This window comes from Peribacillus sp. TH16, assembly GCF_016651095.1.
GTDB classification, from domain to species: domain Bacteria; phylum Bacillota; class Bacilli; order Bacillales; family DSM-1321; genus Peribacillus; species Peribacillus butanolivorans.
This window is the reverse complement of sequence record NZ_JAEKEM010000009.1, coordinates 1,512,568-1,527,527: the sequence shown is the minus strand read 5'-3', so window position 1 is coordinate 1,527,527 and position 14,960 is coordinate 1,512,568. Positions and strand designations below refer to the sequence as shown.

Sequence of the window (14,960 nt, the reverse complement as noted above, 5' to 3'; positions counted from 1 at the left end):
AGATTCAGGAATATACTTGCTTATAACTTAAAAAGTTTACCTATCGCAACATTTTGAGTTGCGTGTAAAAAGGAGTTGAAATAGTTATGTCTGATTATGGTGAATTACATCAATCCTCTTCTAGGGGAATTAAAAAACTGCTTCCTTATCTAGGTCCAGCATTTATAGCCGCTGTAGCCTATATTGATCCAGGGAATTATGCTACAAATATTACAGCAGGTTCTAAATATGGTTATACATTATTATGGGTTATCTTTGCCTCTAATTTAATGGCTGTTCTAATCCAATCATTGTCTGCTAAATTAGGAATTGCCACAGGGAAAAATCTTCCTGAGCTATGCAGGGAGAGATTTTCAAAAAAGACATCTTTCTTATTATGGCTGCAGGCTGAAGCGGTTATCATGGCAACCGATTTGGCTGAATTTATAGGTGCGGCACTCGGAATCTATTTGCTTTTTGATCTGCCGCTTATCACATCTGCCATTATTGCGGCGATAGGCTCTTTTGCCATATTGGAAATCCAGCGTAGAGGATATCGGACATTCGAAGCCTTGATCACGGTCATGATTTTTGTAGTAGTTATTGCATTTGGGGCTCAAGTTTTTTATGCAAAACCTGATACTTCTGCAGTTGTTCTGGGACTCTTCACTCCAAAATTCGAGGGGGTAGATAGTATTTTACTATCTGCGGGCATGCTTGGAGCGACCGTCATGCCACATGCGATTTACCTTCATTCTTCTTTAACGCAGAAAAGAATTGTCGGTAAAAACGATTTAGAACGAAAAAAGATTTTTCGTTTTGAGCTAATCGATATTATTATAGCTATGCTTATTGCAGGTGCAATCAATGCCGCCATGGTAATTGTTTCAGCAGCTTTGTTTCATAAAAGTGGAATACTTGTTGAGGATTTAGATGTTGCGTATCAACAATTTGGTGCCCTGCTTGGACCTTCTGTGGCGATGTTTTTTGGGATAGGACTATTGTTTGCAGGATTATCAAGCTCTTCCGTTGGTGTGATGACAGGTGATGTAGTCATGCAGGGTTTTATTAAAAGGCATATACCGATTTATTTGAGAAGAGTCATTACGACAGTTCCTCCTTTAGCCATTATATTGTGGGGAGTAAACCCATCTAAAGCACTTGTGATGAGTCAAGTGGTTCTCTCGTTTGGAATTGCGTTTGCTCTAATTCCGTTAATCATGTTTACGAGCAATAAAAAGGTTATGGGCAATCTAGTCAATCATAAAGTCACCTCCAGCATAGCCGGGCTTATCGCTGTACTTATTATCGGGCTGAATTTGTTCCTGCTTTATGAAACAATTTTCAGCTAAAGAGAAGGAAAGATTATGTCTGGAGAATGGAACGTGGATTTTATGGAGCAGCATGATTCGGTACAGTCTTATTCCCATAGCATTAATTAGAATGAAAGAAAAGTTGAAGGACCAGGTACTGGTCCTTTTTCCGTTGCTTATAACAGTCAGATGGAGGCTGACATGGCTGAATGTGAACCTTTAATTGATTAATTCGACCTTCACCAGATTAATTCGACCGTGCGATTAATTAATTCGGCCTTCACCAGATTAATTCGGCCGTGCGATTGATTAATTCGACCTTCACTAGATTAATTCGACCGTGCGATTAATTAATTCGGCCTTCACATAGATTAATTCGACCGTGCGATTGATTAATTCGACCTTCACTAGATTAATTCGACCGTGCGATTAATTAATTCGACCTTCACCAGATTAATTCGACCTTCACATAGGATAATCCGTCCTTGGCTCCGATTAATCCCTGATAATACCGTGACTTGTCCCAATCAAAACTTCCTTTTCCTTTTGATTGCGGTAAACGAATTTAAGGGCAATTTTTTTGAAACCTTCCATCTGTTCTACTTCTGTCAAAATTAACTCACATGTAATGGTGTCGCCTGTAAATACAGGACGAATGAATTCATTGACCATTTCACGGGCGATGTAATTCAAATCGCCTCCGATTTTAGTCCCTATACTTGCTGTTAATAATCCATGTACCATTAATCGCCCTTTTTCATCGCGTTCCATATGATGTCTGCCTTGGTCTCCTGAAAGTTCAGCGAATTGTAACGTTTCTTCTTCAGTAAAGGTCCGTTCCCACGTATATACATCCCCAGGTTTCAGCATAATGTTTCTTCCTCCCTAAAATATCTAGATTTCCAATGTCTAACATATAAAATATAACACGTTTAAACAATAAATGAATAACCATTCATAATAAAATACATGTGGTTATTCGAACGTTATGTGATTAAACTTTACGTAAAATTCGGTGATAGTCAGGAATTTTAGTTAAGGTTTACAAAATTCCTTCGTAAATTTACCTATTATGTTAATGGCATTTGGGATTACCCATGATTATTGGGTGGATATCGGCAAGTCAGCGAATTTTATAATTCTGCCAGGTGAAGAATACTGTCACTGCTTTAGACGGCAACCAGACTGCAGGTATGTATGTAAAAAAGGCAAGTTGGTTGAGACACTGAACCTGCGATAACGAGATGGCATAAAGAATTGCTGTAAAGGAAAAACTGAGAACTTTCAGTCTTTTTTTTGCTTAAAGGAATTCCCTGAATGCAAGTTAAAGGCAGGTATTCCCAATTGGGATTATGGTAAAATTATATGGAGAATAGGAAGGAATGATAGTGACGAATGAATACTCATTTTTTCTTTGCTTTGGTATTACCTGATGATATAAAGACTTATTTAAATGATGCAACAGAACAAATTAAATCGGAGTTTCCATTTAAGAAATGGCTGCATCAAGCCGATTATCATATTACGATGGCGTTTTTAGGGAATGCTCCTGATTCTATGAAAAAGGATGCCCTAGGGCGAGTGGAAAGTGAGCTTGCCAATGAGACCATGTTTGACCTTGAACTCGGGGATATTGGGGTTTTTGGAAAAAATGAGAGCCCAAGAATTCTTTGGGCAGGTGTCAAACAGCAAGACAGACTTTTTACCATTCAAAGAAAAATCTATGAATCGTGTGTGCAGGCCGGCTTTGAACTGGATAAAAAACAGTTTAAGCCGCATATAACGCTGGCAAGAAAATTCGAGGGTGAGAGTCTCTTTTCGATAGAAAGGGTCCGGCAGATAGCAAATTTGGAGACTAAGCATTTTGAAGCAGCTCAGATTGCGCTTTATCAAACACATCTTGGAGCTTCCCCTTCATACGAACAGATTTTTACAATAAACCTTCAATAATAGAGGAAGATGGGTGGTGTTCGAATGGCACAGCTCATAAAAATGCAGGATTATATTTCTCGGTATGAGCAGGATATTTATCGATATCCAACACAATTTGCAAAATTAAAAAAACAGCAATGGGATAAATTGAAGGATGCATATCACGCGGGCGAGCTAAATCAGCTGTATAGCCAACCTGATGTAATGGAAACCCTTGTACAGGACGATACACCTCATGAGGAGCCACGGGGCCTGTTCAACAAGGTGAAAGGCCTATTCCACCGTTCAGATAAACAAGCGCTAGAGGTCGAGGAGCAACAAATACCGAACCTGGCTAGAAATGAAAATGTCTTTTCATTAAGATTTCCCTCTAATCCAGCTAATCTGGATGAATTAAAACAGAATTTTTTAAATCAGCTGCTCCGATTTCAAATGAAATGGGGCAGCTCGACGCTTCGTGAAAAGTCATTTGTGGACCAATCATTCTTTTTGGATGAAAGGCTCCGCTTTTTTCTGCAGCGGTTTCCGGATACGTTTCTCGTTTTATACAAACCTATCTTTCTATTGAAAAATGCGCCTGTCGAAGTCGATGTCATTTTATTAACGCCTGTGGATGCCTGGTGCATCACATTTTTGGAAGCGGAGGAAGATTCGGCTTTTATTGGATCGAGCGATCGATTCTGGGTCCGCCGGCATCATAAGTATCCTGACAAAAAAGTGCTCAATCCATTATTGGCTGTCAATCGGATGGGAAACATCGTCTCCCAGTTATTTGAACTATATGAAGTGAACTTGCCGATAAAAAAAGTGGTTCTCTCCCGAAATGGATATGTGGATTACCCGGAAACGCCGTATGATATCGATATATTGGATAAACGGACATTCCCGGAATGGTTTGAAAGGATGCGGACAATTTCTTCTCCCCTTAAGGCTCAGCAGTTAAAAGGTGCGCAGGCTTTGCTGGAATATTGCCAAACTACTTCAAGCATACGACCAGAATGGGATACCGATAATAATCAAGCAGAGGGAAAAGGGCATGCAGCGCCTTAATGAAACGATGTATTTCATTGTCAATCCAATGGCCGGAAATAAAGGAAGTATTAAAACCTGGAAAAAGGTCGAGGAAATACTGAAATCAGAAGAAGTTCCCTATGAGGTCTTTTTTACGAAAGAAAAAGGGCATGCGTTAAGGTTGACGAAGGAAATTCTTTCCCAGACTAATCAGATAACCCGAATGATTGCAGTTGGGGGAGATGGTACCTTACATGAATTGGTAAATGGTGCTGCTGAGTTTCCTCATGCAATCATTGGCTCCCTTGCAGCTGGGTCTGGCAATGATTATGTAAGGGGAGTTCAGAAAACCAAGAGTGCAGAGGAAGCCCTTTCTTTATTTCAGGATAATGTCGTCAGAGTTATTGACATCGGGCAGTTTGAGACGAATGGTCAGACCGGTTATTTTATGAACAGCCTTGGAATGGGTATTGATGCTGAAATATCTTATGAAGCGGACCGTTCTCCTCTAAAAAAATGGTTTAATCTTGTGAAAGCGGGTAAATTAATTTATCTGTTTATTTTTATAAAAAAGCTATTCACTTATCAGCCTAGTTATATGAATTTGACTGTTGATGGCAACATACATCAGTTAAATAAGGTATGGTTCATTGTTATCGCAAACCAGCCCTACTTTGGTGGCGGGATGAAAATTTCACCGAAGTCAAAGCCAGACGATGGCATGTTGGATGTGATTGCAGTCCATGACATTTCGATTATGAAATTATTGACCGTATTCATCACCGTTTTATGGGGCGGTCATCTAAACATTAATAACGTTGATTTCTTTTCGGGTAAAATGATTCAAATTAAGAATTTTGGGTCAGTGAAAATTCAGTCAGATGGAGAAATTGTTGGGATGGATGAAGTAGCAGTAGAGGTTCTGAAAGAGAAAATCTGTGTCATGTTTAAGGGCCGTATTTCATTATAAGTTTTGAAATGATTTATTTGTTGTTGTTTTATGCGTATAATCGTTTTATAGTACTTGACGAAGAAACGGTATTTCAACTAAAATTTAATTTATGGCTATTGTTTAATTGCTCAATAGCTATTTTTTTATTTCTCTAATATGAGGATGTTTTTAATTGCGGGGTATCATCCCGATGCACGTATACACGCAGCTTCGCCAACAGGCGGGTTTTTTATTAAACATGGACTCAAAGTAGTGGTAATACATACACTAGGTGAAACGTACCCACATTTGTATAATTAAGCGAGGAAATCGAAGGTGAACCAGTTGGAACATTTATTAGGTCAGGAGTGGGATATATCCCCTGCTGGAGGAGCTACAGGAGAAGCCTTTATTGCCGAGAAAGATGGACAGAAGCTCTTCCTAAAACGAAATTCATCGCCATTTTTAGCTGTTCTTTCAGCTGAGGGCATTGTTCCAAAGTTAATGTGGACAAAACGCCTGGAAAATGGGGATGTAATTACGGCCCAGCATTGGATGGAAGGCAGGGAGCTATCTCAGCAGGAAATGAACAATATAAGAGTCGCAAAGCTGCTTCAAAAAATTCATCAATCCGATCCTTTGTTAAGCATGCTCAAAAGGCTTGGGAAATCCCCTTTACGACCTGAAAGTATACTTACAGAAATAGAAACCGGGTTATCTTCGGATGTTACGGATATTCCGATTATCAAGCAAGCCATTCATTTTTTACAGAACAATCTTCTGTTGATTGAATGCGACGAAAAAGTCGTCTGTCATTGTGATGTGAACCACAATAATTGGCTCATGACCGAAACTGACGGATTGTTTCTAATTGATTGGGACGGAGCAGTCATTGGCGATCCAGCCATTGACCTGGGCATACTATTGTATTCCTACGTCCCAAGGGAAGAATGGAATCAATGGCTTGCCCGTTATGGCAAGAAGCTTGACGCAGGCCTGGAGATGAGGATGAAATGGCACACGGTTTCACAACTTGTGCTTTCCATCCAATGGCATCATCGTAGAAAACGGTACGAGGAAAGAAACGATTTACTTCATAAACTTGAAACGCTATTAATGGCTGGCTGATTAGTATTGATCAATGTCATCCACCCATTGGGACAAGTCGTTCTGGTGGGTTGTTATATGTGCTTCTAAATCGGCGGCACCGATTCCTGTCTGACTGTATTCGTAAATCTCCGTCAGTACTGTTTTCACGTTACTATCAATATCCATATTGATCATCAAGGATTTGACGAGCCTCTCAACCTGTTCGCATTCAGAAACGGAACCGCAGCAGTCTGTTTGATGGTTGGTTAATATATCTTTTAATAGTGCCATTTGATGTTCGTGGGATAGCGGCATATAATTCCACTCCTTTCTTTAATTGTAAAAGTGAGCCTGGATAAAAGGGATTCTCAGGTGATTTTCCCTGCCCTTCACTTATTTATGGTGTGTGTTGCGGAAAGTTTTATACATGAAAACTACAGAGACTGTCGCCATGATGGCCGGCAGTTTTTTTATTTAATGAATGGGCCCGCGCCACCGGTTCCTGAAAAAATCAGCTTGCAGGAATCCATCTACTCGTGTTATGGTTTGAACGATTATATTATAAATAGGGGTGTCATCATGCGTTTAAGAAATAAACCTTGGGCTGAAGACCGTTTGAATGATTTTCCGCAATATGTGATTCAGCAGCCAGTGAGCCATAAAGGTAAATGGCATGAAGTATTCGGTAACGATAATCCGTTATATATTGAAGTGGGTACGGGAAAAGGCCGATTTATAACAGAAATGGCGAAAGCCCATCCTGATGTGAATTTCATTGGAATTGAAGTATATAGAAGCGTCATTGTAGCGGCACTCGACTTGTTAATTGAAGCAGAAGTGCCAAATTTAAAGTTGTTAAATGTTGATGCAGCGAACTTAGGAGAATATTTTGCTAAAGGTGACGTAGATCGCGTCTACTTGAATTTCTCTGATCCATGGCCGAAATCACGTCATGCCAAACGCCGGTTAACGTATAAAACTTTCCTTGAGGTCTATGAAGGCATTCTTCCAGATCAAGGGGAAATCCACTTTAAAACGGATAACCAAGGACTATTTGAGTCTTCCTTGATGAGTATTTCCGAGTACGGCATGCTTTTAAAATATGTAAGTCTTGATTTGCATAATAGCAACTTTGAAGGAAATATCATGACTGAATATGAAGAGAAGTTCTCGAGTAAAGGCAATCGGATTTACCGGTTGGAAGCAAAGTTTCAATAATAATTGATGAAAAACCAGGTGCACAGCATCTGGTTTTTTGTTTTTGGGCAGATTTAGATAAATTAGTGATGTCAGTGATTATGACGCTTCCATTTTGAATAAGGTTAGGCCATATTTTCGCAATCTCTTTCAATGCCTTTCATGGGAAACAAAGAGCTGGATGTTATCAATTTCAATAAATGGAAGCGGATGTTAAACTAAAGAGAGAGGAGGGGTAAAAATGGAAACTTTGCAAATAGGGGAAATTAAATTAACATGGCTGAATGGTGGTGTAACCCACTTGGATGGCGGTGCGATGTTTGGTGTTGTACCGAAACCGCTTTGGTCTAAGAAGTATCCGGTTAACGAAAATAACCAGATTGAGTTGCGGACGGATCCGATTTTAGTTCAGGCAAATGGATTAAATATGCTTATAGATTCCGGAATTGGTAACGGGAAGATGAATGACAAGCAAAAACGAAATTTTGGGGTAACGGAAGAATCCCAACTCATTGAGGATTTAGGCAAGCTTGGGATTCAACCAAATGATATCGATTACATTTTAATGACTCATCTGCATTTCGACCATGCCTGCGGATTGACGAAACGTGAAGGTGAAGCTTGGGTTCCTGTTTTCGAACGGGCAGAAATTATTACGACTCAAATTGAATGGAATGAAATGCAAAACCCGAATATTCGTTCAAAAAGTACATATTGGTCAGAAAACTGGGAAGCTGTTGCTTCACTTGTTCGCCCGTTTAACGGAGAGAAAGAAATCACTGAAGGCATTAAAATGATTCATACCGGCGGACATAGTGATGGACATGCGGTTATCATCATTGAAGATGGTTTGGACAGGCTGATTCATATGGCTGATATTATGCCGACACATGCCCATGCGAATGTACTTTGGGTACTCGCTTACGATGATTACCCAATGACTTCCATCCAGGCGAAGGAAAAGTGGATGAAATCCGGACTGGAAAACGGGTCGTGGTACAGCTTTTACCATGATGCTCACTATTGTGCCATAAAATGGAATGAAACGGGTAAAGAAATAACGGCTGAACTGAAACGAAAGCGATAAGGATAACAAAAAAGGAGGACGTCATTTTGACGACCTCCTTTTTGTTTCAATCGTTTTGCGTATTAAGCTCCAAAATTGTTCCTGTAGAGGCATCCGCTACAAATTCGAATTGCTCGCGTTTTCCCTCTGTGTTTCTAGTAATGCCGCCTTTATACACTTCATAGTCTAAATTATTTTTTTTGTAGTTTTCCGGCTTCATCAAAATCCATGAGCCATATATGTTTCCGTCCTTTTTGACTGTTTCCTTCACTTGGGCTAACACTTTATCCGGAGAAGGATTACTTGATTGATCCAAAATTTGTTTTGTCGCATAGCCGGCAGCGAACCCAGCTACAGTGCCTAGTAAAAACGTTTTCCAATTCATGAATTTCTCCTCCATTGCTTTTTTCCATCACGCTTTCTAGTATACAGAAGAACTCTTTATTTGACTAATAATTTGAAATTTTAACCATTAACTGATAAATTAGAACTTTCAAGTGTAACATTATTCTAAGTTATGTAAAATAGTAATAAATAACACATAGTTAAGGAGTAGAAAGATGAATCATGAGACTTTAGCGCTTTTTAAAACATTGACAGAATTACCAGGTGCCTCAGGAAATGAACATGCTGTTCGGAGTTTCATGAAGAGTGAGCTTGAAAAATATTCAGATGAAATAATTCAAGACCGCCTTGGTGGAATCTTTGGTGTAAAAAGAGGGAATGAAGAAGGACCAACTGTACTTGTTGCTGGACATATGGATGAAGTGGGCTTTATGGTCACTTCGGTAACAGAAAACGGAATGCTCCGCTTTCAGACTCTAGGTGGCTGGTGGAGTCAGGTACTTTTGGCGCAAAGGGTTGAAATCATCACTGATAACGGACCGGTTATTGGCGTCATTGGTTCGATCCCGCCTCATTTGTTAGATGAATCGCAACGCTCAAAACCAATGGACATTAAAAATATGCTGATTGATATCGGAGCAGATGATAAGGAAGATGTGAAGAGAATTGGTGTCAAACCAGGTCAGCAGATTGTACCGATATGTCCTTTCACACCGATGGCTAACGAGAAAAAAATTCTTGCAAAAGCATGGGATAATCGTTATGGATGTGGACTGGCGATTGAGTTGTTAAAAGATTTAAAAGATGAAACTTTACCAAATATCTTATACTCCGGAGCAACGGTACAGGAGGAGGTAGGATTGCGTGGTGCAAAAACAGCAGCGTATATGATCAAACCAGATCTTTTCTTCGCCCTAGATGCAAGTCCAGCAAACGATATGTCAGGCAGTAAAAGTGAATTCGGCCAGCTTGGAAAAGGAGCCTTACTCCGTATTTTTGACCGGTCGATGGTCACACATCGCGGCATGAGGGAATTTATCCTTGATACTGCTGAATCTAATGATATCCCATATCAATATTTTGTTTCCCAAGGCGGCACGGATGCCGGACAAGTCCATATTGCAAATGAAGGTATTCCAAGTGGCGTGATTGGCATTTGTTCGCGCTATATTCATACACATGCGTCCATGATTCATATTGATGATTATGCGGCAGCTCGTGAACTGATTGGGAAATTAGTTCGTGCATGTGATAAAACTACATTTGAGACATTAAAAAATAACGGCTAATAGAGGAAGCTGAAATGGAAAGGGGTGCAGTCATGTATCCTTTTCCAGCAGCTTTTTTTTACATAGAAGGAAGGTAACTATTTTGAAAATAGCAGTAGGCAGTAAAAATCCGGCGAAAGTAAAGGCAGTGTTCGACGTTTACGAAGAAGCTGAAATCATTTCACTTCAAGTAGAAAGCGGGGTCTCGGAACAGCCATTTTCTGATGAGGAAACAATGAATGGAGCGATAACGCGCGCCCAAAATTGCTTGAGCCAAAGCGATGCCGAAATCGGAATCGGTCTTGAAGGCGGTGTCGTAAAGATGAATCACGGCCTATTCGTATGCAACTGGGGGGCGATGGCTACGAAGGATGGAGAGATCTACATCGCCGGTGGAGCTAGAATTCCACTCCCGGAAATTGTCGCTGAACGGTTACTAAATGGTGAAGAGTTGGGTCCGGTCATGGACGACTTCACTAAGAAAGCGAATATTAGCAAAAAAGAAGGAGCAATCGGAGTGTTTACAAATGAGCAAATCACCCGAGCTGAAATGTTCCTTCATATTATGAGAATGCTAGCAGGTCAGCACGAGTATAAGAAAAAAATGCAAAAGTGAGATTTTGTCCAATGGCTTTTGATTTAACTATTTTGACCTTTTGAAAGCCATCTAAAAGTTAGTGAGACACTGGTTTTATAGGGTTTAACCATACTACCATCGATGTGCCAAATGCAAAGGATTGCTTTGAAGGGATTGACTGAAAAGATAGGTGAAGAAAGAAGACAGTCACAACAAAGCAGAAATTGACAGGATTTAAGTTAACAGGGTTGCTAGAATAGATTACAAGGAGTGAGTGGTGTGGGATGGGTTGAATCAATCCAAAAGGCAATCAACTATATGGAGGAGCATTTACTAGATGACCTAACCATTGAAAGTATTTCCAGACAAGCGAATGCCTCAGCCTTTCATTTTCAACGGACGTTCACCATATTAACGGACATATCCGTTGGTGAATATGTCCGGCGTCGAAGGCTGACTTTAGCTGCTCAGGAGATATCACGCACAAATTGCAAGATCATTGATTTAGCATACAAGTATGGCTATGACACTCCCGAGGCTTTTTCAAAGGCTTTTCGAAGGCAGCATGGAGTATCTCCAAGTGAAGCACGAAAGTATATTGGGAAGCTGACATTCTATGAACGCCTGGTAATACAGGTAATTCTGAAAGGGGAAATACCGATGAAATACAATATTATTGAAAGAGATTCCTTTCAAGTAATTGGAATCAAGCGAGAGTTTTCATTAGTTAATGGAGAAAATTTAATTGGAATTCCAAAGCTTTGGGACAAAGTGAATTCGGATGGAACCGACGATCAGTTAGGAAAGTTGAACAATGGCCAAATAAAAGGGCTACTGGGAGTATGTGTTGACAAACGAATATTGGAACAAAATGAGACTATGGATTATTGGATAGCGACAGAGTATGACGGTCAAGTGCCAGAAGGGTATTCAAGCCTAACAATTCCGGCCTCCAAATGGGTTATATTTGAAGTTCACGGACCAATGCCAGATGCTATTCAAGAAGTTTGGAAACGAATTTTTTCGGAATGGTTTCCTACAAGCGGTTATGAACATGCTGGAACTTTTGAAATGGAAGTATACACAGACGATGATGCTTCAAACCCTGATTTCTACTCCGAGATTTGGATTCCTGTTAAATAGATAGAAGAGTAAGGTCTAATATATTTGTTTTCGCTTGTAGAGAAAGTTTATTTAATTTCCCTACAAGCTTTTTATTTTGAAGGAACTTTGGGGCTAGATTATCCACGTCTTATTAATACTTTAAAATTCATTAATGTACCTATTACATAATTTGGTGTATATTGTCGGAAAACTATAGTCTCAGGCAAATGGAAGATTTCACAATCCATCTTCAAATATATATGAAAGCACCTTCAGAGCTTGGTTCACGGTTTCGACTGTGACACTCGCCTTTTCCGATATTTCTTTTAAAGCATGGTGATGGGATTCCGAACGAATCAAAATAAGCGGTTTGCCTAGAGAGATGGCAGTGCTGGCATCCATGGCAGTATTCCATTGTTTATATTTTTCACCAAAAAGTGCGACGACAAGGTCGGCTTGTTTCATCAAGAGACCTGTCCGTAAATTGTTAATTTGGGAAGCGGCCGCATCCTTCAAAATCGGGGTGGGCTGTACTCCTAAAATTTCTTCTCCAATATTGTCGGAACGTTCATGGTTTTCCATTGGTCCGACAAATTCTAACGGAAGTTTCAAGGCGATTGCCTTATCTCTTAATTCACTTCTCCAATTTGAATGGATTTCCCCAGCAAGATAAACAGTTAATTTCATAATTGTTCCCCCTTGGTATATAAATTGCTTTCATTGTATCATGTTTTGAGAAAATGGATGAATTTCATAAATAAGGATAATAGTATGCATAAGAGTGTATTCTGTAATCAATCTTTAGGAAAAGAGAAGGCTGGAGGAATGACGATGGCTCTATCGATTAATAAAATTCTTATTTTCCTGTTACTGAGCAGTCTAATTGTTGTTGGTTGCTCGGGCATTGAAAGGAAAACTGATAAAGCAGTTAAGGTCGCAGAATTGGCATTTCGTGACGATAAGAAACAGCCAAATATAGAGGCGGGTCTCATTCAGGTGTATCTGCCAGGGGATTTTAAGGTAGAAGAAGAACATGATAATAATTTGATCTTAAAAAGTGATAATCAGGCTTATATATTATTTGTGAATCCAAATGAAAATGAAGACAGCTCCGTATTATTTCTGGCGATTAAAGAACAGGGGGATAAATATTTGGTGCTGCATTCCTTTCAAAATGATGATAAATTTGGGTTTATCACAATAAAAGAGTTAGCGGAAGATAAGTATGAGCTTGCGCTAGGGATTGGTGGAGTCAAGCTGACAACTGAAACCGATAAAGATCAAATAAAACACGATGCAAAACAAATGATGGAAATCGTTTCATCAGTGCCTCAGAAATAAGGAACAGCTCGGAAGTATCATTCCGGGCTTTCCCTTATTAGGCTTCGTTATAATAAAGATGAAACTGGCTAGTGACCGATTGTATAACATTGGCAAAGAAACATAGTTCGGAAGGAGCTTCGTTGACTTAGGTAATGGCTAGTATATGATTTTTGCTCGAAGAACTAACCTCTTCGGAAGCTTCTGATGATTGTTCAGATATTAGATGCGTTTCGCAGCTTCTTAACCTTTGAGATGTTTGCGGTAATACGACAAGGTCTTAAGAGGCTGTTTTAGTAAAGGAGATAGATTGGTTTTGTATCGATTTACATTCTTCGAATTTCTGTGATTCAGCAATCAGTTTTTTTATTTGCTGGAGAATTATTAAGAGTTAGTAATATTTTTAATAAGTAATTCAACCCTAATCCGTATTAATGGTTGATTTATGCAGAGTCTGGTATGATGGAAATATAAAAAATTAAGATAATAATTTAGAGCTGGAGGAATATAAAAATGGAAAATTTACAGACTTTAGAACAATATGATGTATTAAAAAATGAAGGCAAACATATTTTTCTTTTTTCAGCGACATGGTGTGGAGATTGCCGTGTGATTGAACCAATAATGCCGGAGATTGAAGCGGAATTTCCTGAATTTACGTTCATTTATGTAGATCGTGATAAATACATCGATGTTTGTGTAGCCAATGATGTATTCGGAATACCAAGTTTTATCGCTTATGATAATGGCAAAGAGCTTGGCCGATTCGTGAGTAAAGATCGTAAAACACAAGAACAAATTGAAGAATTCATTCAAGCATTATAATCAAAATCCCCTTCTCGCTGGGGATTTTTCAATGAAGAGGAGGGTCAACCTTGAAAATGGATAGCACGAAGCTGAAAAACATCTTAAAAGAACGTTTAAAAGACGATAATCGCACGTTTAAATTCGATAGCAAGAAAGATACGTTACGGGTGGAGAATGTGAAAACGGGTAAAGGTATCACCGTCGAATTGCCGCCGGTGCTAGCTAATTATGAAAACGTTCAGGAAAAAGCCATCGATGAAGTTGCCTATTATGTGGAAGAGGGTCTGAATGTAATGGGGGAAGAACACAGCATGGAAGGCAAGGAGAAATTCATTTTCCCAGTCATTCGTTCGACGTCCTTTCCAATGGAATCGGAAGAAGGAAACCCTTTTTTATTCGATGAGCATACGGCCGAAACACGTGTCTTTTATGCACTGGACTTAGGCAAAACCTACCGTTTGATTGATGAAAAAATGATTCAGCGGGAAAATTGGCAGGGGGACCGAATCCGGGAGATTGCCCGTTTCAATGTCCGTTCCCTCTCAACAGAAATGAAGTCGGATATCGTCGCGGATAATACATTTTACTTTTTGAACACAAATGATGGCTACGACGCAAGCAGAATCCTTAATGAATCATGGCTTCGAGAAATGAAGGACAAAATTCAGGGAACAATGGCAGTGGCGATTCCTCATCAGGATGTCATTATCATTGCAGATGTGAAGAATAATACTGGGTATGATGTGCTCGCACAAATGGCGATGAGCTTTTTTGCCAGTGGCCACGTACCGATTACTGCTTTATCCTTCCTGTACGAAGAAGACGAGCTGGAGCCTATCTTTATTTTGGGTAAAAACAAAAAACGTGAACAATAAGTAAAGCAGAATGCACAAAATACAAGGACCCTTGCAAGTTTGGAAAAATTCCAGCTCGTCAGGGGTCCTATTTTTTTATGTGCTTTATGAAATAATGTTTTATGGCTATTTTTTTACCGCTATACCAGATGAAATAAATTGGTTCA

At 39.5% G+C, this 14,960-nt stretch carries 18 protein-coding genes; 14 read left to right on the top strand and 4 right to left on the bottom strand.

Translation table 11 applies throughout. The annotated features are described in order from the left end of the window. The first annotated feature begins 86 nt into the window (after positions 1–86). Positions 87–1,331, top strand: coding sequence for an Nramp family divalent metal transporter (locus JFV29_RS21400; RefSeq protein ID WP_201186232.1), 1,245 nt, complete (start codon positions 87–89; stop codon positions 1,329–1,331). After that, complete coding sequence (locus tag JFV29_RS21395; protein WP_201186231.1) at positions 1,312–1,515, top strand: hypothetical protein; 204 nt, start codon at positions 1,312–1,314, stop codon at positions 1,513–1,515. The genes JFV29_RS21400 and JFV29_RS21395 overlap by 20 nt, the downstream gene beginning before the upstream one ends. A gap of 272 nt (positions 1,516–1,787) precedes the next feature. Here JFV29_RS21395 and JFV29_RS21390 read toward each other — a convergent pair whose 3' ends face one another. Then, positions 1,788–2,165 (bottom strand): MaoC/PaaZ C-terminal domain-containing protein, encoded by a 378-nt coding sequence (locus tag JFV29_RS21390; protein WP_152952308.1) that lies wholly within the window; start codon positions 2,163–2,165, stop codon positions 1,788–1,790. A 522-nt stretch (positions 2,166–2,687) separates the two neighbouring features. Between JFV29_RS21390 and thpR the strand changes: the two genes are divergently transcribed. From thpR to JFV29_RS21370, 4 genes are all read left to right on the top strand, one after another. After that, complete coding sequence (gene thpR, locus JFV29_RS21385) at positions 2,688–3,242, top strand: RNA 2',3'-cyclic phosphodiesterase (RefSeq protein WP_201186230.1); 555 nt, start codon at positions 2,688–2,690, stop codon at positions 3,240–3,242. Positions 3,243–3,266: 24 nt separating this feature from the next. Next, the gene (locus tag JFV29_RS21380) at positions 3,267–4,274 is read left to right on the top strand and encodes an NERD domain-containing protein (protein WP_201186228.1); all 1,008 of its coding nucleotides are present in this window, start codon (positions 3,267–3,269) and stop codon (positions 4,272–4,274) included. Continuing rightward, positions 4,261–5,205, top strand: coding sequence for a diacylglycerol/lipid kinase family protein (locus tag JFV29_RS21375; RefSeq protein WP_201186227.1), 945 nt, complete (start codon positions 4,261–4,263; stop codon positions 5,203–5,205). Before JFV29_RS21380 ends, JFV29_RS21375 begins: the two co-directional genes overlap by 14 nt. 306 nt (positions 5,206–5,511) lie before the next feature. After that, positions 5,512–6,294, top strand: a complete 783-nt coding sequence (locus tag JFV29_RS21370) for a phosphotransferase family protein (RefSeq protein WP_201187993.1) — start codon at positions 5,512–5,514, stop codon at positions 6,292–6,294. Here JFV29_RS21370 and JFV29_RS21365 read toward each other — a convergent pair whose 3' ends face one another. After that, positions 6,295–6,570, bottom strand: coding sequence for a YtzH-like family protein (locus JFV29_RS21365; RefSeq protein WP_201186226.1), 276 nt, complete (start codon positions 6,568–6,570; stop codon positions 6,295–6,297). A 264-nt stretch (positions 6,571–6,834) separates the two neighbouring features. Here JFV29_RS21365 and trmB point away from each other — a divergent pair, with 264 nt between their 5' ends. Then, positions 6,835–7,473, top strand: coding sequence for a tRNA (guanosine(46)-N7)-methyltransferase TrmB (gene trmB / locus JFV29_RS21360; protein WP_201186225.1), 639 nt, complete (start codon positions 6,835–6,837; stop codon positions 7,471–7,473). 220 nt (positions 7,474–7,693) lie between these two features. Next, positions 7,694–8,539, top strand: coding sequence for a YtnP family quorum-quenching lactonase (locus JFV29_RS21355; protein WP_201186224.1), 846 nt, complete (start codon positions 7,694–7,696; stop codon positions 8,537–8,539). Between the two features lie 46 nt (positions 8,540–8,585). Here the strand turns inward: JFV29_RS21355 and JFV29_RS21350 are convergent, their stop codons facing one another. Further along, the gene (locus JFV29_RS21350; RefSeq protein ID WP_201186223.1) at positions 8,586–8,903 is read right to left on the bottom strand and encodes a PepSY domain-containing protein; all 318 of its coding nucleotides are present in this window, start codon (positions 8,901–8,903) and stop codon (positions 8,586–8,588) included. 175 nt (positions 8,904–9,078) lie between these two features. Between JFV29_RS21350 and JFV29_RS21345 the strand changes: the two genes are divergently transcribed. From JFV29_RS21345 to JFV29_RS21335, 3 genes are all read left to right on the top strand, one after another. Then, complete coding sequence (locus JFV29_RS21345; RefSeq protein WP_053347336.1) at positions 9,079–10,152, top strand: M42 family metallopeptidase; 1,074 nt, start codon at positions 9,079–9,081, stop codon at positions 10,150–10,152. An 82-nt stretch (positions 10,153–10,234) separates the two neighbouring features. After that, complete coding sequence (locus JFV29_RS21340) at positions 10,235–10,747, top strand: DUF84 family protein (RefSeq protein ID WP_053347335.1); 513 nt, start codon at positions 10,235–10,237, stop codon at positions 10,745–10,747. A gap of 240 nt (positions 10,748–10,987) precedes the next feature. Continuing rightward, positions 10,988–11,851: an effector binding domain-containing protein gene (locus JFV29_RS21335; RefSeq protein WP_201186222.1), complete on the top strand. Its 864-nt coding sequence runs from the start codon at positions 10,988–10,990 to the stop codon at positions 11,849–11,851. A gap of 198 nt (positions 11,852–12,049) precedes the next feature. On the opposite strand, the gene JFV29_RS21330 is transcribed toward JFV29_RS21335, so the two are convergent. Further along, positions 12,050–12,499 carry a YtoQ family protein gene (locus tag JFV29_RS21330; RefSeq protein ID WP_056529456.1) on the bottom strand — a complete coding sequence of 150 codons (450 nt, stop codon included), beginning with the start codon at positions 12,497–12,499 and terminating at the stop codon, positions 12,050–12,052. Between the two features lie 84 nt (positions 12,500–12,583). Between JFV29_RS21330 and JFV29_RS21325 the strand changes: the two genes are divergently transcribed. The 3 genes from JFV29_RS21325 (at position 12,584) to JFV29_RS21315 (ending at position 14,814) form a co-directional block, all read left to right on the top strand. Then, entirely contained in the window at positions 12,584–13,153 is a 570-nt protein-coding gene (locus tag JFV29_RS21325) for a hypothetical protein (RefSeq protein ID WP_201186221.1), read from the top strand. Positions 13,154–13,645: 492 nt separating this feature from the next. Further along, positions 13,646–13,957: a thioredoxin family protein gene (locus JFV29_RS21320; protein ID WP_201186219.1), complete on the top strand. Its 312-nt coding sequence runs from the start codon at positions 13,646–13,648 to the stop codon at positions 13,955–13,957. A 50-nt stretch (positions 13,958–14,007) separates the two neighbouring features. Beyond that, entirely contained in the window at positions 14,008–14,814 is an 807-nt protein-coding gene (locus JFV29_RS21315) for a DUF1444 domain-containing protein (protein WP_082527712.1), read from the top strand. Positions 14,815–14,960: the final 146 nt, after the last annotated feature.